This is a genomic window from uncultured Tateyamaria sp. (assembly GCF_947503705.1).
In the GTDB taxonomy this organism is placed as follows: domain Bacteria; phylum Pseudomonadota; class Alphaproteobacteria; order Rhodobacterales; family Rhodobacteraceae; genus Tateyamaria.
The window spans coordinates 1-17,694 of sequence record NZ_CANNES010000018.1 but is presented as its reverse complement, the minus strand read 5'-3'; the positions used below and the strand labels follow the sequence as shown (position 1 = coordinate 17,694).

Genomic DNA, 17,694 nt, shown 5'->3' with positions numbered 1-17,694 from the left:
TTGAAAACATTGGGCTGGATGCGCATATCGCGTGTCCGGCCCGACCCGTCTTGGTAAGGGCTTTCCAACAAAGCTTTTTCCAAGATGTGGTTCACAGGTCGGGAGGCCACCGGTGGGACGGTGGCTCAGAATTGACCTAAAACCCATCCTCTCGACGGGGCAGCGCACCGGGGCCCGACGGCGCGCAAACCCAGAGAAACGCTGAAAGGTGACTGATAGTATGGCGCAATCCTTCCTTGGCCAGAAACGTCTACGTAAATATTACGGCAAAATCCGCGAAGTCCTGGAGATGCCGAACCTCATTGAGGTGCAGAAATCCTCCTATGACCTGTTCCTGAATTCCGGCGATGCCGAAGTCCCAACTGATGGGGATGGCATTCAGGGCGTGTTCCAATCGGTCTTCCCGATCAAGGACTTCAACGAAACCTCCGTCCTGGAATACGTCAAATACGAGCTGGAAAAGCCGAAATACGATGTCGAGGAATGTCAACAACGCGACATGACCTACAGCGCGCCTCTCAAGGTGACGCTGCGCCTGATTGTGTTTGATGTCGACGAAGACACCGGCGCCAAGTCGGTCAAGGACATCAAGGAACAGGACGTGTTCATGGGCGACATGCCCCTGATGACGCCAAACGGCACCTTCATCGTGAACGGCACCGAACGTGTGATCGTCAGCCAGATGCACCGTTCGCCCGGTGTGTTCTTTGACCACGACAAGGGCAAAACCCATTCGTCGGGCAAGTTGCTGTTCGCCTGCCGCATCATCCCCTATCGCGGCAGCTGGCTCGACTTTGAATTCGATGCCAAGGATATCGTCTTTGCCCGTATCGACCGTCGCCGCAAACTGCCGGTGACGACGCTGCTCTACGCCCTTGGTCTCGACCAAGAAGCGATCATGGACGCCTATTACGAAACCGTCACCTACACGTTGAAGAAGAACAAAGGCTGGGTCACGCCGTTCTTCCCCGACCGAGTGCGCGGCACCCGTCCGACCTATGATCTGGTTGACGCCAAAACCGGCGAAATCATTGCCGAGGCCGGCAAAAAGGTCACGCCGCGGGCCGTCAAGAAGCTGATCGACGAAGGTGCGGTCAGCGATCTGCTGGTGCCCTTCGAGCATATCGTGGGCAAATTCATCGCCAAGGACATCATCAACGAAGAAAACGGCGCGATCTATGTCGAAGCCGGTGATGAACTGACCCTGGAATATGACAAGGACGGCACGTTGATTGGCGGCACAGCCAAAGAGCTGATCGACGCAGGCATCACCGAGATCCCTGTGCTCGACATCGACAATGTGAATGTCGGTCCGTACATGCGCAACACAATGTCGAATGACAAGAACATGAACCGCGAAACCGCGCTCATGGACATTTACCGCGTCATGCGTCCGGGCGAGCCGCCCACCGTCGAGGCCGCGTCGAACCTGTTCGACACACTGTTCTTTGACAGCGAGCGCTATGATCTGTCGGCCGTTGGCCGCGTTAAAATGAACATGCGCCTGGCACTCGATGCCGAAGACACGCAGCGCACCCTGCGCCGTGAAGACATCGTTGCCTGTATCAAGGCGCTGGTCGATCTGCGCGACGGCAAAGGCGACATCGACGATATCGACCACTTGGGCAACCGTCGTGTGCGCTCGGTCGGCGAGTTGATGGAAAACCAGTACCGCGTTGGCCTGCTCCGGATGGAGCGCGCGATCAAGGAGCGTATGTCGTCGGTCGAGATTGACACGGTCATGCCGCAGGACCTGATCAACGCGAAACCTGCTGCTGCGGCCGTGCGCGAGTTCTTTGGCTCGTCCCAGCTGTCGCAGTTCATGGACCAGACCAACCCGCTGTCCGAAGTGACGCACAAACGCCGCCTGTCGGCGCTTGGGCCTGGCGGTTTGACCCGTGAGCGTGCCGGTTTTGAGGTGCGCGACGTGCACCCGACCCACTATGGTCGGATGTGCCCGATTGAAACACCGGAAGGGCCAAACATTGGTCTGATCAACTCGCTGGCCACCTTTGCCCGCGTGAACAAGTACGGCTTTATCGAAACGCCTTACCGCGTCGTGAACGAAGGTCAGGTGACCGACGAAGTCCACTACATGTCCGCGACTGAGGAAATGCGTCACACTGTGGCGCAGGCCAACGCGACATTGGACGAAGGTGGCAAGTTCATCAACGAGATGGTCAACACTCGGAAATCAGGCGACTACACATTGTCCCCCGTGGACTCGGTGGACCTGATCGACGTGAGCCCGAAACAGTTGGTTTCGGTCGCCGCCTCGCTGATCCCGTTCCTTGAAAACGACGACGCCAACCGCGCCCTGATGGGATCGAACATGCAACGTCAGGCGGTTCCGCTGCTTCAAGCCGAGGCGCCGCTGGTCGGCACTGGGATTGAGGAAGTTGTGGCACGCGATTCCGGTGCGGCCATCATGGCCAAGCGCGCCGGTATCATCGATCAGGTGGATGCCACCCGGATCGTGATCCGCGCCACGTCCGACCTAGAGTTGGGCGATGCGGGCGTTGACATCTACCGCATGCGTAAGTTCCAGCGGTCCAACCAAAACACCTGCATCAACCAGCGTCCGCTGGTGAAGGTGGGTGACACGGTTCAGAAGGGTGAGGTCATTGCCGATGGTCCGTCCACGGATATGGGCGAACTGGCCTTGGGCAAAAACGTGGTCGTCGCGTTCATGCCGTGGAACGGCTACAACTACGAAGACTCGATCCTGATCTCTGAGCGCGTGTCGCGCGATGACGTCTTCACTTCGATCCACATCGAAGAATTCGAAGTCGCCGCCCGTGATACCAAGCTTGGGCCAGAAGAAATCACCCGCGACATCCCCAACGTCGGCGAGGAAGCTCTGCGCAACCTCGACGAGGCTGGCATCGTCTACATCGGCGCGGACGTTGAGCCGGGCGATATTCTGGTGGGCAAAATCACACCCAAGGGTGAAAGCCCGATGACGCCAGAGGAAAAGCTGCTGCGCGCCATCTTTGGTGAGAAAGCCTCGGACGTGCGCGACACCTCGCTGCGCGTCAAACCGGGTGACTTTGGCACGGTCGTTGAGGTGCGCGTCTTTAACCGCCACGGTGTGGAAAAGGACGAACGTGCCCTGCAGATCGAGCGTGAAGAAGTTGAACGCCTTGCCCGTGACCGCGACGACGAGTTGGCCATCCTTGACCGCAACATCTATGCTCGTCTGGGCGACATGCTGTTGGGCAAAGAGATTGCCAAAGGTCCTAAGGGCCTGAAAGCCGGGTCCAATGTCGATGCGGATATGCTCGAGGCCTATCCGCGTTCCGCATGGTGGCAGATCGCCCTGAAAGATGAGCAATCGGCACAGGTGGTCGAGGCCCTGAACGAGCAATACGAGGCGCAAAAGCGCACCTTGGACGCCCGTTTCGAGGACAAGGTCGAAAAGGTCCGCCGTGGCGACGATCTGCCCCCGGGCGTGATGAAAATGGTCAAAGTCTTCGTGGCGGTGAAGCGCAAGCTGCAACCGGGCGACAAGATGGCCGGTCGTCACGGCAACAAAGGTGTGATCTCGAAAGTGGTGCCGATGGAGGACATGCCGTTCCTCGCGGACGGGACTCCGGTCGATTTCTGTCTGAACCCGCTGGGCGTGCCATCGCGTATGAACGTGGGTCAGATCCTTGAGACGCACATGGGCTGGGCCGCACGCGGTCTGGGCGTGAACGTCGATGAGGCGCTGCAAGAGTACCGCCGCTCGGGCGATCTGACACCGGTGCGCGAGGCGATGAGCCTGGCCTACGGCGATGACGTCTACGAAGAGGGCTTGGCAGGCATGGACGAGGATCACCTCGTCGAGGCCGCAGGCAACGTCACACGCGGTGTTCCCATTGCCACGCCCGTCTTTGACGGTGCGAAAGAGGCGGATGTGAACAATGCGCTGGAGCGTGCCGGTTTCTCGACCTCGGGTCAGTCGGTGCTGTTCGACGGCCGCACGGGCGAGCAGTTTGCGCGCCCCGTGACTGTGGGCATCAAGTACCTGCTGAAACTGCACCACCTTGTGGACGATAAAATCCACGCCCGTTCGACCGGGCCTTACTCGCTTGTCACACAGCAGCCGCTGGGTGGTAAGGCGCAGTTCGGTGGTCAGCGCTTTGGTGAGATGGAGGTCTGGGCTCTGGAAGCTTACGGTGCCGCTTACACCTTGCAGGAAATGCTGACGGTGAAATCGGATGACGTGGCGGGCCGGACCAAGGTCTATGAGAGCATCGTCAAGGGTGAGGACAATTTCGAGGCCGGTGTGCCGGAATCGTTCAACGTTCTCGTCAAAGAGGTCCGTGGATTGGGCCTCAACATGGAACTCCTGGATGCGGAGGAGGACGAGTGAAGATAGTTCATGACTGGAAACGTGAACTCCCAGCTGTTCTTTCTTACAGCCAGCTTTCAGCTGCTGACGCTAGTCGGTGTAACGGCAATTCTGTGGTTCGTAATTCGGTACCAACGGAGTTTCGAACACCCCTTGCTTCAGGAAAGGTTGAAGTCTGCGATCTCCCCGGAACATCGTGGTCCCATTCTGCGGCGCGCGTTCGTCGTCGCCGCAATTCTCGGAATACTCGGAGCGGCAGCGATGTTTGTTGCCGTAACTCTGCTTTGAATAGACGCTCTGGAAGGAGCCTGACATGAACCAGGAACTGACCAACAACCCGTTTAACCCACTCACACCCCCCAAGGTGTTTGACGAAATCAAGGTATCGCTGGCCTCGCCCGAGCGGATCCTGAGCTGGTCTTTTGGTGAGATCAAGAAGCCCGAGACCATCAACTATCGGACCTTCAAGCCCGAGCGTGATGGCCTGTTCTGTGCCCGTATCTTTGGCCCGATCAAGGATTACGAATGCCTGTGCGGTAAATACAAACGCATGAAATATCGCGGCGTTGTCTGCGAGAAATGCGGTGTCGAAGTCACGCTGCAAAAGGTCCGCCGCGAGCGGATGGGCCACATTGAACTGGCCGCGCCCGTGGCCCATATCTGGTTCCTCAAGTCGCTGCCCTCCCGCATCGGCCTGATGCTAGACATGACGCTGCGCGATCTGGAGCGGGTTCTGTACTTTGAGAACTACGTTGTGATCGAACCCGGTCTGACGGACCTTAGCTATGGCCAGATGCTGAGCGAAGAAGAATACATGGACGCCCAGGACGCGTTCGGCATGGACGCCTTCACGGCCAATATCGGTGCCGAAGCGATCCGTGAAATGCTGTCCATGATCGACCTTGAAGCCGAAGCGGACCAGCTGCGTGCTGATCTGAAAGAGGCCACAGGCGAGCTGAAGCCCAAGAAGATCATCAAACGCCTCAAGGTGGTTGAAAGCTTCCTGGAATCCGGCAACCGGCCCGAATGGATGGTCCTGACCGTGATCCCCGTGATCCCGCCAGAACTGCGCCCGTTGGTGCCGCTGGATGGGGGCCGTTTCGCGACCTCCGACCTGAATGATCTGTACCGTCGGGTCATCAACCGGAACAACCGCCTCAAGCGTCTGATTGAACTGCGCGCGCCTGACATCATCGTGCGTAACGAAAAGCGGATGTTGCAGGAATCCGTTGACGCATTGTTCGACAATGGCCGCCGTGGCCGCGTGATCACGGGTGCCAACAAGCGTCCGCTGAAATCGCTGTCTGACATGCTGAAAGGCAAGCAGGGTCGCTTCCGTCAAAACCTTTTGGGCAAGCGCGTCGACTTCTCGGGCCGGTCTGTCATTGTGACAGGTCCCGAACTGAAGTTGCACCAATGCGGCCTGCCGAAGAAAATGGCGCTGGAGCTGTTTAAGCCGTTTATTTACAGCCGGTTGGAGGCCAAGGGCCTGTCCAGCACTGTGAAGCAGGCCAAGAAGCTGGTGGAAAAAGAGCGCCCCGAAGTTTGGGATATCCTCGACGAGGTCATCCGCGAACACCCTGTCATGCTGAACCGTGCGCCGACGCTGCACCGTCTTGGCATTCAGGCGTTTGAACCCGTTCTGATCGAAGGCAAAGCGATCCAGCTGCACCCGCTGGTCTGTTCGGCCTTTAACGCCGACTTTGACGGTGACCAGATGGCCGTGCACGTGCCGCTGAGCCTTGAGGCCCAGTTGGAAGCCCGCGTGTTGATGATGTCGACCAACAACGTGTTGTCGCCCGCCAACGGCGCGCCCATCATCGTGCCATCGCAGGATATGATCCTGGGTCTTTACTATGTGACCCTGGAACGTTCGGGCATGAAGGGCGAAGGCATGGTCTTTGGCTCGATCGAAGAAGTGCAGCACGCGCTGGATGCCGGTATCGTGCACCTGCATTCCAAGATCATCGCCCGTATTCCACAGATCAACGCCGAAGGGCTTGAGGTCATGGAACGCTTTGAAACGACCCCCGGTCGGGTCCGTCTGGGCGCTCTTTTGCCCTTGAACAACAAGGCGCCGTTTGACCTGGTCAACCGTTTGCTGCGCAAGAAAGAAGTACAGCAGATCATTGACACCGTGTACCGGTATTGCGGCCAGAAAGAGTCTGTCATTTTCTGTGACCAGATCATGACCATGGGCTTCAAGGAAGCGTTCCGCGCGGGTATTTCGTTCGGCAAAGACGACATGCTGATCCCCGACACCAAATGGCCGCTGGTTGATGAGACCCGCGAGCAGGTGAAGGACTTTGAGCAGCAGTATATGGACGGTCTGATCACCCAGGGTGAGAAGTACAACAAGGTGGTTGATGCCTGGTCGAAGTGTAACGACAAGGTCACCGACGCCATGATGGGCTCGATCTCGGCGGCGCAGACGGATGCGGATGGCTCTGAGCGTGAACCGAACTCGGTTTACATGATGGCCCACTCCGGTGCCCGTGGTTCGGTCACACAGATGAAGCAGCTGGGCGGGATGCGCGGCCTGATGGCGAAGCCGAATGGCGACATCATCGAGACGCCCATCATCTCGAACTTCAAGGAAGGTCTGACCGTTCTTGAATACTTCAACTCGACCCACGGCGCGCGGAAAGGTCTGTCGGACACCGCTCTGAAAACGGCGAACTCAGGCTACCTGACCCGTCGTCTGGTGGACGTGGCCCAGGACTGTATCGTTCGCGCTCGCGATTGCGGCACGGAGACCTCGATCACAGCAGAAGCCGCTGTAAACGATGGAGAAGTTGTGTCGTCGCTGGCCGAACGTGTGCTGGGCCGTGTCACGGCTGAGGACGTGCTGAAGCCTGGGACGGACGAGGTTCTGATCGCTCATGGGACGCTGATCGACGAACGGATGGCGGACTCGGTTGACGAGTTTGCCGTGCAGTCGATGCGCATCCGCAGCCCGCTGACCTGTGAGGCCGAAGAGGGCGTTTGCGCCATGTGTTATGGTCGTGACCTTGCACGCGGCACCATGGTCAACACTGGCGAAGCGGTTGGCATCATCGCCGCTCAATCCATCGGTGAACCTGGCACCCAGCTGACGATGCGGACGTTCCACATCGGCGGTGTGGCCCAGGGTGGTCAGCAGTCGTTCCTTGAGGCGAGCCAGGAAGGCACGATCGTCTTTGAGAACGCGCAAACCCTTGAAAACGCTTCTGGTCAGATGCTTGTCATGGGTCGGAACATGAAGCTGATCATTCAGGACGAGAACGGCGAAGAGCGGGCCAACCACAAGCTGGGCTATGGCACGACCTTGTTTGTCACCGAAGGCCAGAAAGTGGCGCGCGGCGACAAGCTGTTCGAGTGGGATCCCTACACCCTGCCGATCATCGCGGAGAAGGCCGGTACAGCCAAATATGTTGACCTTGTCAGCGGTCTGGCCGTGCGCGACGAAACCGACGATGCCACTGGTATGACACAGAAAATCGTGATCGACTGGCGCGCTGCCCCCAAAGGCAACGAGCTGAAGCCAGAGATCATTCTGGTCGACGCCGATGGCGAGCCGGTCCGCAACGACGCGGGCAACCCGGTGACCTATCCGATGTCGGTGGACGCGGTTCTGTCGGTTGAAGACGGTGACGCGGTCAAGGCGGGTGACGTCGTGGCGCGCATCCCGCGCGAGGGTGCCAAGACCAAGGACATCACCGGTGGTCTGCCGCGTGTGGCCGAGCTTTTCGAGGCGCGTCGTCCCAAGGACAACGCGATCATCGCAGAGATCGATGGCTACGTAAGGTTCGGAAAAGACTACAAAAACAAGCGTCGCATCGCGATCGAGCCTGCTGATGAAACCATGGAAAAAGTTGAGTACATGGTGCCCAAAGGCAAGCACATCCCGGTGGTCGAAGGCGACTTTGTCCAGAAGGGCGATTATATCATGGATGGCAACCCAGCCCCCCACGATATCCTTGCCATCATGGGTGTCGAGGCGCTGGCGGATTACATGATCAACGAGGTGCAAGAGGTCTATCGCCTGCAAGGTGTGAAGATCAACGACAAGCACATCGAGGTCATCGTGCGTCAGATGCTGCAGAAATGGGAGATCCAGGACTCGGGCGACACCACGCTGCTCAAGGGCGAGCATGTGGACAAGCAAGAGTTCGATCACGCCAACGAAAAGGCCCTGTCCAAAGGCGGTCGTCCCGCTCAAGGTGAGCCTATTCTGCTTGGGATTACAAAGGCTTCGCTGCAAACGCGTTCCTTTATCTCGGCGGCGTCCTTCCAGGAAACCACTCGCGTTCTCACCGAGGCTTCGGTGCAGGGCAAGAAGGACAAACTGGTCGGCCTCAAGGAAAACGTCATCGTGGGTCGCCTGATCCCGGCGGGGACCGGCGGGGCAACCCAGAACGTCCGCAAGATCGCCACGGATCGCGACAATGTCGTGATCGAAGCGCGCCGCGAGGAGGCCGAAGCGGCCGCAGCCCTGGCAGCACCAAGCGCTGACGACGTGGTGGGTGGCGACGTGTTCGACACGGTTATCGACCATTCCGAAGACAGCCGCGACTAAGCTGTCCAAAAGACTGAAACGGGAAACCCCTGCCGGAAACGGTGGGGGTTTTTCTTTGCCCATCTGAGCCCGTTAAGGGACCGTGCGGTGGTTAAAATCCGGTAAAACGTACAGTTTGCGCCTTGGGATGTACGTTCTGGCCGGCCCGAACCCTGCGGATTTCCGGGGTTTTTCGTAAAACGTACAGTTTGGGTCCGGATCTGTGCGTTTTGATCCGCGGCGCGCCGTTAATCCCTTGTTCAGACCCGGTGCAGGTTAATGTTTTGGCGGGCGCGATAACTTTTGGGAAAGGTTTGCGCTTGAAGCAAGGCCAAGACCATTTTCGGCCCTGACACATGGCGGGGTCGAACCCAAAGGCCCGATGTCCATGGCAAAGGTCTCTTTCCCCACAATTCAGGGACACTGATGCCGTGTCCGCGAGATCGCTACTCCATGGGCAGCACGGCGCCATTTTGACTGAATGCGGCCCTGAATTTTTCTGATGGTGGCGGCAGCTTTGGGATTTGCCTTGCCTGCCCAGCCATTTGATCCATACTCGACGGATTACCCCGACTTAAGTTGTTTCCCGGACGGAGCTGTTCATGCCTCAGATGTTGCAAATCGCAGCGATTGCCGTTGCCACTTTTGGTACAGGTGCGGCGACCCTTACCGTCATGAACGAAGACATTCCCGACCTTGCGGTGCCGACAGGCGATTGGACAGCTTCAGGTGCTTTGGATGGGGCTTCATTCCAGGTGTCGGGAACGGACCTGTCGACCGGTGCAGCGTTGGAAGACAAAATTCATTTTCGAGACGGCACGTTCCAATCGGCTGATTGCGAAGAATACTGCAACTTTGGCTGGTCCGACTATCAGACCAAGGAAATTGACGATGTGATCCACTTTACCGCCACGGCGGTCTGCCCGGATGCGCCTCACACCGTGGTCTGGTACGGAACGCTTGCCGGCGACGAAATGGCGATTGACCTGACCTGGACAACCCGGCGTTGGTACTGGACCAACCAAATCCAGATTCGGGGTGTTGGCGTGGCCGCCCCGCGAATAGCGGTCTCCGGCTGAGCCCCGGCGTGCAGCCACAGGGGTCAAGTTTGCGCGGCGTCCTTTTGAGGATTGGTATTCTGATCGGGGTTGTCGTGTTGGCCACGTGGGGCACGCACATGATCCGTGATGCGCTGGACCTTCAAATCCGGCCCGACAACGAGCAGCAGGTTCATCAGGCCATCATGATCGGTGCGGTGGCTTATATCGTGCTTCTTGCAATGCCCTTCGTGCCTGGGGCCGAAATCGGCATTGCCCTTCTTGCAGGTCTCGGCGCGGCGATTGCACCACTGGTTTACGTTTGTACTGTGACGGCCATGATGCTCGCCTTTATGGTCGGGCGGTTCATGCCCATCCGCACGCTGGAAGAGTTCTTGCGCGCCTTTCGGATGCGTCGTGCCGCTGATTTGGTGGCCCGCGCTGCACCTTTGTCGCAAGACGAGCGTGTCGCGATGCTGCTTGACGGACAGTCGACACGCGTCGTTCGCCTTGCCTTGCAATACCGGTACGTCGCGGTGGCCATCGCCATCAATACGCCCGGCAACTCCATCATCGGCGGGGGTGGAGGCATCATGATCATCGCGGGTCTGAGCGGGATATTTACGCCATTCGCGACGTTCCTGACTGTCGTTCTTGCTGTGTCGCCCGTGCCATTGGCTGTGATTTTTCTTGGCCTTCAAGTCTGAACGTTTTCCATCCGCGGCGGTTATGATCAGGCATTGAATCATCCGATTGAAGAGAGTGGTTGACTTGAGGCAGAAGTGGGCTTTGTCCCGAAAACCTTACATGGGCCCGCGCGACCACAGTGCTGACCATGACCGGTTGCGGATTGCGTTCGTGCCGCCAGTCGTTAGGCTTGCGTGCACCAAATGTCAGGATTTCAGCATGTTTTCTTTGCCTCTGCGGGTTTTGGTTTGCCTTTTTATGCTTGTCGGCGCTGCGCGTGCGCAAAGTGTGGTCGAGGTTGACCCGGGCTTTTTGCCCATGGATTTGCGCCAGACGGCAGTTGAGGAGTGCGGTGTGTCGGTCGCGGCCGATCCCACATGGCGTCGTGCACCTGTTCGCGAGGTCAGTGCGACGGGCAAGGACGTGCGCGGCGTCAAGTTCGAGGTGAACCGAGACTATTGGAAAGCGCAGGGCAAGGGCCCTTGGGACTTTATCGTCAATCCTTATTTTTCGGTGAGTGTGACCTGTTTTCCGTCCACCCTGACGGAAACCGGCAAGGTTGATGGATTGAAGAATTTTGCCGACCGCGTCCACGCCAGCGCCAAGGCGCGTCCCAACACAAAACCCAAGCGTCTGAAGACATTCAAGGCGGAGGGGCTGGGCACCGTTTATGAGATGCACACCGTTGTTACCGGCAAGACCGAGGCCCGGTGGGGTGCCATCGACGATTTGATCAATTTCTATACCCTGCATCGCGGGCAGTTGGTCACCATCCGCGTCTTTGTGCCCCGCAAGCCACCCGCGGCCTATGTTGTGGACCTGCGCAAGGGGGCGGAGGTGACCCGCACCTACAAGAGCGGTGAGGTTCTCACCTTTCGCCTGTCGGCCCCGGCGGTTCAGAACATTCTGGGCACCGAGATTGCGGCGGCCCGGTCGGCCCGGTCCAACGCGGCCCTGTTCAAGACCTTTGCCGCGTCGCTGCGCGGCTTCTAGCCCGAGATTTCTGTAGCGGCAGGGCCGGGGCGGTGCTACCGCTCGGCCCATGACTTTGTCCCCCAATATGCTCGGCGCGCTGTTGATGATGGCGTCGATGGCGTCCTTTACCCTCAACGATACGTTGATCAAGCTGACCGGCGGGGCGGTCCCCCTGGCGCAGTTGCTGTTTCTGCGCGGGGTGCTGTCGTCGGTTTTGATCCTGGCGCTGGCCCGCTGGTTGGGGGCGTTGCATTTTCGGATTGGCCGCCGTGATTGGGCGCTGATTGCGCTGCGCTCTGCCTCTGAGGTGGGGGCTGCCTATTTCTTTGTCACCGCTTTGCTGAACCTGCCTTTGGCCAATGTGACGGCCATTCTGCAAGTGCTTCCCCTGACTGTGGCGGTGGGTGCGGCGCTGTTTTTCAACGAGCCGTTGGGGTGGCGGCGGATGGCGGCAATCCTGCTGGGATTTGCGGGCATGTTGCTGATTGTGCGCCCGGGACCGGATGGCTTTAGCCTGTGGTCGTTTTATGCCTTATGTGCGGTGGGATGCGTGACCGTGCGTGATCTGGCCACCCGCAAGCTGACCCCCGGTGTGCCGTCGATGACCGTGACACTCGTGGCGTCGCTGACAGTGATGGTCTGTGCCGGACTGGCCTCGACCACGACCGAGTGGGTGGCGTTGACGCCGCGCGAGGCGGGATTGATCGCGGGGGCGTCGGTGATGATCATTGGCGGCTATTTCTTTAGCGTGCGGGTGATGCGCGTGGGTGAGATCACCTTTATCGCGCCGTTCCGCTATACCGGCCTGATCTGGGCGCTGGTGCTGGGTTGGTTCGTCTTTGGCGACTGGCCGGAGCCTCTGACGATGCTTGGGGCAGGGGTTGTTGTGGCCACCGGCCTTTTCACCCTTTACCGCGAGCGCAAGCTGTCAGCCCGCTGAAAACACCCGCTGCACGGTGTCGATGTCGACGGCGAACCGTTTGCGAAACAGCTTTTCCTGTTTGGTCGTCAAGGGTCCGACCGGCACGTCCTTGACCTTTTTCTGGCGGCTGTCGTTGTAGCCATTATGGGTCCGCACGAACATGTCGGCATCCGAGAACGTCACGCAGGGCATGAATTGCGGAATCCGTTCATGCATGAAGTTGTGGATCGTCATGGCGCAGCCGCCTTCGATATAGGTGCCGAGGGCGGCGACGTAGTAGGGGCGGTACATCTGGGTGGCGCTGATGCCTTGTGCGCCCACTTCGGCCACATAGCCCTGGTTCCAGTCAAAGCCGACCATGCGGTGTTTGCTGACGAGACCCTGGGTGTCGCGGACCGCCTGGCGCATCTTTTCCACGAAATCCACGGCTACGGCGTCGTCGTCGTCATGGCGGAACTGCATGCAGGGTTGGGACGGATCTCGGCGGGCCTGGTTCAAAAGCTGCTTGCTCATCTCGCGGCTGTTGCGCGGGGCCTCTGCCACGATCTGGACCTGAGGCATGTCGGCCGTCAGGTCGTGCAGCCGGTCGCGGTGATGTTTCGGGAATGCATCGCCGATCAGCAGGATCAGATCGAAATCGGGGTCTGTTTGGGCCCGCAGGCAGGGCAGGGCCATGGTCTCCAACAGCCGAAACCGTTCTTCCAGTCGGTCCTCGGCCCAGAGATAGGCCATCCGTTCTTCGGTGGTTTCATGGCCCACCTGGAACCCGCCGATGGCGGGGTAGGAGAAGCGGCACAGCCCGATCACTTGCATCATGTGGATCCTTGATTATTCGACGCCCTAGTCGACGGCGCGCCGCTGTTTTTCGACGGCCACCTTGTCATAGCTGCGCCCCATGCGCACTTCGTCAAAAAAGACCACTTGCGTGGGCATCGGTCCACCGTTGCGGGACACAAAAGAGCGGTAGATCCCGTATTTGAAATAATATTCCCTTGGGGCGTAGTTCTGGTTGTACGGGTGTGCGGCGACACGAGTGCCGTTCTTGTATACTTCAAGCGCACCTGGAGCGGTCTTGGTGTTCAGGCGGATCACGAAATCGGTCCAGCGCCCGCGGAGTTCAGAAATGCTGGCAAGGTTGTAATCCTTGATGTCATTGCGGACATTATCGAACGGGCCCGACAGCACGTGGACCCGCAGAAAGTAGCGGTTGCCCAGCATCTCCATCTGGAACACTCCGGGCTCGGACGGGAAACCCCCGGCAAAGCCGGTCGGCCCGCCCCGCATCTTGACCTGACCCACGGTGGCGCGCACGCGCGAGGAGGTTCGAAAATCCTCGGGCAGATAGATCGAGAAAGCGATCCACTGGTCGGTGCCGGGCCGCCAGTTCTTTTTTACGGTCAGCTCGGAGCGCTCCCGATCGTTGTCGCAATCGCTCCAACCGTCGTCCCAGCCGCAGTCGCCTGCGCGGACTTCAAAACGTTGGCTGCGCTTTCCGAGCCGGGCGACGTCCCTGACCTTGGCGAATCCGTGCTGAGTCGTGTTGTAGATCATGCTGCGCTCGACCGGCAGGCGTTGCGCCTGTGACATGTGGGGCAAAGTGGTGAGGAAGGCGGCGGCAATGAGGGGGATCAGAACGGTTAGAAATTTCATAATTATCTCAGTCTTGTGTCTATGCTGCACTCTGGTGCCAAGTGCCAAAACTGTCTAGAAAAACCGTTCTGCGACACAGCCGCGACAATTCGCGTATCAGGCTGGGTCGTGGCCCCCGCTGGGCTGTTGACACCCTGCGAGACTCCCCCTATACGCCCGCTATCTCGGACCGGGGGACATCCCCCTGACACCGAAATCAGAACCGAAGTGGACACGATCCGGCCTTTGCATTGGTCCGATCCTCTGGAAACCCACCGCGTCGCCCTTGCATACAGGAGCGATTGCGGTTTTTGCGCTTTTGTGGACGCACATGAGCGATTGAATTGAAACCGCGGGGCCGTGTCCCGCACGACATATGTTGATGAGACGGGGAACAGACCTGCAATGCCAACGATCCAACAGCTGATCCGCAAGCCGCGCCAGCCCAAAGTAAAACGCTCCAAGTCCCTCCACCTTGAGGGGAACCCGCAAAAGCGCGGCGTTTGCACACGCGTTTACACCACCACACCCAAGAAGCCGAACTCGGCCATGCGGAAGGTTGCCAAAGTGCGCCTGACAAACGGCTTTGAGGTCATCAGCTATATCCCGGGTGAAAGCCACAACCTTCAGGAACACTCTGTGGTTCTGATCCGCGGCGGTCGTGTCAAAGACCTTCCCGGTGTGCGTTACCACATCCTGCGCGGTGTTCTGGATACCCAGGGCGTCAAAGATCGTAAGCAACGCCGTTCGAAATACGGCGCCAAGCGTCCCAAATAAGGAGAGCAGCAGATGTCACGTCGTCACGCCGCCGAAAAACGCGAAGTCCTGCCCGACGCCAAATATGGCGACAAGGTTTTGACCAAGTTCATGAACAACCTGATGGTCGATGGTAAGAAATCGACTGCCGAAAGCATCGTCTACAATGCTTTTGACCGGGTTGAAGCCAAGATCAAGCGCGCCCCTGTGGAAGTTTTCCACGAAGCGCTTGAGAACATCCAACCTTCTGTCGAAGTGCGTTCGCGCCGCGTCGGTGGTGCCACCTATCAGGTGCCCGTCGAGGTTCGCCCCGAGCGTCGTCAGGCTCTGGCCATCCGCTGGTTGATCTCTGCCAGCCGCGGCCGGAACGAAAACACGATGGAAGAACGCCTGGCAGGCGAGCTGATGGACGCTGTTCAGTCCCGCGGCACCGCTGTCAAAAAGCGCGAAGACACACACAAGATGGCCGACGCCAACAAAGCGTTCAGCCATTACCGTTGGTAACCCACCAGATACCCTGAGGAAGCAGCCCCATGGCACGCGATTATCCGCTCGACCGCTACCGTAACTTTGGCATCATGGCACACATTGATGCCGGCAAAACCACATGTTCGGAACGCATCCTGTACTATACAGGAAAGTCCCACAACATCGGTGAGGTCCACGATGGGGCCGCCACGATGGACTGGATGGAGCAGGAACAAGAGCGTGGCATCACGATCACGTCCGCTGCGACCACAACGTTCTGGGAACGTACCGAAGACGGCGCGACCCCCGACACGCCCAAGCACCGCATGAACATCATCGACACGCCCGGCCACGTGGACTTCACCATTGAAGTTGAGCGTTCGCTGGCCGTTCTCGATGGTGCCGTGGCCGTTCTGGATGCCAACGCAGGTGTTGAGCCCCAGACGGAGACTGTGTGGCGTCAGGCTGACCGCTATAAGGTGCCGCGCATCGTTTTCGTCAACAAGATGGACAAGATCGGCGCTGACTTCTTCAACTGCGTGCACATGATCAAGGACCGTACCGGTGCGATCCCTTGCCCGATCCAGATCCCGATCGGCGCAGAGACCGAGCTGGAAGGTATGATCGACCTGGTCACCATGGAAGAGTGGGTCTGGGCCGGTGAAGACCTGGGCGCCTCCTGGGAAAAACGCCCCATTCGTGACAGCCTGAAGGATCAGGCCGAAGAGTGGCGCGCCAACATGATCGAAGTTGCCGTCGAAATGGACGATGACGTGATGGAGCAGTACCTGGAAGGCGAAGAGCCTGACGTGCCAACCCTGCGCCGTCTGATCCGCGAAGGCACCCTGGCCATCAAATTCATCCCTGTGCTCTGTGGTTCGGCCTTTAAGAACAAGGGTGTTCAGCCCCTGTTGAACGCTGTCATCGACTATCTGCCCAGCCCGCTGGACGTTGTCGATTACATGGGCTTCAAACCCGGTGACGAGACAGAGACCCGCGACATCGCCCGCCGTGCGGATGACAACATGGCGTTCTCTGCGCTGGCGTTCAAAATCATGAACGATCCCTTTGTCGGTACGTTGACCTTCACCCGCATCTATTCGGGTGTGTTGAACAAGGGTGATACCCTTCTGAACTCGACCAAAGAGCGTAAAGAGCGCGTTGGCCGGATGATGATGATGCACTCCAACGACCGTGAGGAAATCACCGAAGCCTTCGCGGGCGACATCATCGCCCTGGCCGGTCTGAAAGACACCACAACCGGTGACACGCTCTGTGCCGTCAACGATCCTGTGGTTCTGGAAACGATGACCTTCCCCGATCCTGTGATCGAGATCGCCGTTGAGCCCAAGACCAAAGCCGACCAAGAGAAAATGTCGACTGGTCTGGCCCGTCTGGCCGCAGAAGACCCGTCTTTCCGCGTGGAAACTGACCTGGAATCTGGCCAGACCATCATGAAGGGCATGGGCGAACTTCACCTCGACATTTTGGTGGATCGCCTCAAGCGCGAGTTCAAGGTCGAAGCCAACATCGGTGCCCCACAAGTGGCTTACCGCGAGACCATCGGTCACGAGGTCGAGCACACCTACACCCACAAGAAACAGTCGGGTGGGTCTGGTCAGTTCGCCGAGGTCAAGATGATCATCTCGCCGACAGAGCCCGGCGAAGGCTATTCCTTCGAGAGCCGGATCGTTGGTGGTTCGGTGCCCAAGGAATACATCCCCGGCGTCGAAAAAGGCATCAACTCGGTCATGGACAGCGGTCCGTTGGCGGGCTTCCCCGTCATCGACTTCAAAGTGGCCCTGATCGACGGCAAGTTCCACGATGTGGACTCCAGCGTTCTGGCCTTTGAAATCGCAGCCCGTATGTGCATGCGTGAAGGCATGCGCAAAGCCGGTGCGAAACTGCTTGAGCCGATCATGAAGGTCGAGGTTGTCACACCCGAAGAATATACCGGTGGTATCATCGGTGACCTGACATCGCGTCGCGGTCAGGTGCAGGGTCAGGACACACGCGGCAACGCGATTGCCATTGATGCACAGGTGCCGCTGGCCAACATGTTTGGCTACATCAACACCTTGCGGTCGATGTCGTCGGGTCGCGCGAACTTTACCATGCAGTTCGGTCACTACGAGGCGGTTCCGCAGAACATCTCAGACGAGATCCAAGCCAAATACGCATAACCGGGATGGCGGGGTGAACCCCGCCCTACCCAAACCGTAGGGCGGGGTTCACCCCGCCGCCCAACCTAAAAAAGAGGAGCCACCACAATGGCAAAGGCAAAGTTTGAACGTAACAAACCGCACGTAAACATTGGCACGATTGGTCACGTTGACCACGGCAAGAC

At 58.7% G+C, this 17,694-nt stretch carries 11 protein-coding genes; 9 read left to right on the top strand and 2 right to left on the bottom strand.

All coding sequences use genetic code 11. The features are described from left to right. The first annotated feature begins 220 nt into the window (after positions 1–220). The 6 genes from rpoB (at position 221) to Q1A44_RS21375 (ending at position 12,512) form a co-directional block, all read left to right on the top strand. Positions 221–4,357, top strand: coding sequence for a DNA-directed RNA polymerase subunit beta (rpoB, locus tag Q1A44_RS21400; protein WP_299629401.1), 4,137 nt, complete (start codon positions 221–223; stop codon positions 4,355–4,357). A gap of 292 nt (positions 4,358–4,649) precedes the next feature. Next, complete coding sequence (gene rpoC / locus Q1A44_RS21395; protein ID WP_299629398.1) at positions 4,650–8,894, top strand: DNA-directed RNA polymerase subunit beta'; 4,245 nt, start codon at positions 4,650–4,652, stop codon at positions 8,892–8,894. Positions 8,895–9,475: 581 nt separating this feature from the next. Beyond that, on the top strand, positions 9,476–9,952 hold the full coding sequence (locus tag Q1A44_RS21390) for a hypothetical protein (protein ID WP_299629396.1): 477 nt from the start codon (positions 9,476–9,478) through the stop codon (positions 9,950–9,952). A gap of 29 nt (positions 9,953–9,981) precedes the next feature. Further along, a complete protein-coding gene (locus Q1A44_RS21385) occupies positions 9,982–10,617 on the top strand; it encodes a hypothetical protein (protein WP_299629395.1) in 636 nt (211 codons plus the stop codon). 199 nt (positions 10,618–10,816) lie between these two features. After that, complete coding sequence (locus Q1A44_RS21380; protein ID WP_299629393.1) at positions 10,817–11,590, top strand: hypothetical protein; 774 nt, start codon at positions 10,817–10,819, stop codon at positions 11,588–11,590. Between the two features lie 49 nt (positions 11,591–11,639). Next, a complete protein-coding gene (locus Q1A44_RS21375) occupies positions 11,640–12,512 on the top strand; it encodes a DMT family transporter (protein WP_299629391.1) in 873 nt (290 codons plus the stop codon). Here the strand turns inward: Q1A44_RS21375 and Q1A44_RS21370 are convergent. Both Q1A44_RS21370 and Q1A44_RS21365 read right to left on the bottom strand, forming a co-directional pair. Further along, entirely contained in the window at positions 12,501–13,307 is an 807-nt protein-coding gene (locus tag Q1A44_RS21370) for a putative rhamnosyl transferase (protein ID WP_299629425.1), read from the bottom strand. The genes Q1A44_RS21375 and Q1A44_RS21370 overlap by 12 nt on opposite strands. 27 nt (positions 13,308–13,334) lie before the next feature. After that, the gene (locus Q1A44_RS21365; RefSeq protein WP_299629389.1) at positions 13,335–14,144 is read right to left on the bottom strand and encodes a heparin lyase I family protein; all 810 of its coding nucleotides are present in this window, start codon (positions 14,142–14,144) and stop codon (positions 13,335–13,337) included. 384 nt (positions 14,145–14,528) lie between these two features. Between Q1A44_RS21365 and rpsL the strand changes: the two genes are divergently transcribed. From rpsL to fusA, 3 genes are read left to right on the top strand one after another with little or no spacing between them, the layout of a single operon-like run. Further along, positions 14,529–14,900 carry a 30S ribosomal protein S12 gene (rpsL, locus tag Q1A44_RS21360; RefSeq protein ID WP_024809820.1) on the top strand — a complete coding sequence of 124 codons (372 nt, stop codon included), beginning with the start codon at positions 14,529–14,531 and terminating at the stop codon, positions 14,898–14,900. A 12-nt stretch (positions 14,901–14,912) separates the two neighbouring features. Further along, positions 14,913–15,383, top strand: a complete 471-nt coding sequence (gene rpsG / locus Q1A44_RS21355) for a 30S ribosomal protein S7 (protein WP_299629364.1) — start codon at positions 14,913–14,915, stop codon at positions 15,381–15,383. A 29-nt stretch (positions 15,384–15,412) separates the two neighbouring features. Further along, positions 15,413–17,530, top strand: coding sequence for an elongation factor G (fusA, locus tag Q1A44_RS21350; RefSeq protein ID WP_299629362.1), 2,118 nt, complete (start codon positions 15,413–15,415; stop codon positions 17,528–17,530). Positions 17,531–17,694: the final 164 nt, after the last annotated feature.

Excerpts from the sequence above, each read along its gene's own strand:
- rpoB (WP_299629401.1), top strand. The coding sequence starts at position 221 with ATGGCGCAATCCTTCCTTGGCCAGAAACGTCTACGTAAATATTACGGC.
- rpoC (WP_299629398.1), top strand. The coding sequence starts at position 4,650 with ATGAACCAGGAACTGACCAACAACCCGTTTAACCCACTCACACCCCCC.
- Q1A44_RS21390 (WP_299629396.1), top strand. The coding sequence starts at position 9,476 with ATGCCTCAGATGTTGCAAATCGCAGCGATTGCCGTTGCCACTTTTGGT.
- Q1A44_RS21380 (WP_299629393.1), top strand. The coding sequence starts at position 10,817 with ATGTTTTCTTTGCCTCTGCGGGTTTTGGTTTGCCTTTTTATGCTTGTC.
- Q1A44_RS21375 (WP_299629391.1), top strand. The coding sequence starts at position 11,640 with ATGACTTTGTCCCCCAATATGCTCGGCGCGCTGTTGATGATGGCGTCG.
- Q1A44_RS21370 (WP_299629425.1), bottom strand. The coding sequence starts at position 13,307 with ATGCAAGTGATCGGGCTGTGCCGCTTCTCCTACCCCGCCATCGGCGGG.
- Q1A44_RS21365 (WP_299629389.1), bottom strand. The coding sequence starts at position 14,144 with ATGAAATTTCTAACCGTTCTGATCCCCCTCATTGCCGCCGCCTTCCTC.
- rpsL (WP_024809820.1), top strand. The coding sequence starts at position 14,529 with ATGCCAACGATCCAACAGCTGATCCGCAAGCCGCGCCAGCCCAAAGTA.
- rpsG (WP_299629364.1), top strand. The coding sequence starts at position 14,913 with ATGTCACGTCGTCACGCCGCCGAAAAACGCGAAGTCCTGCCCGACGCC.
- fusA (WP_299629362.1), top strand. The coding sequence starts at position 15,413 with ATGGCACGCGATTATCCGCTCGACCGCTACCGTAACTTTGGCATCATG.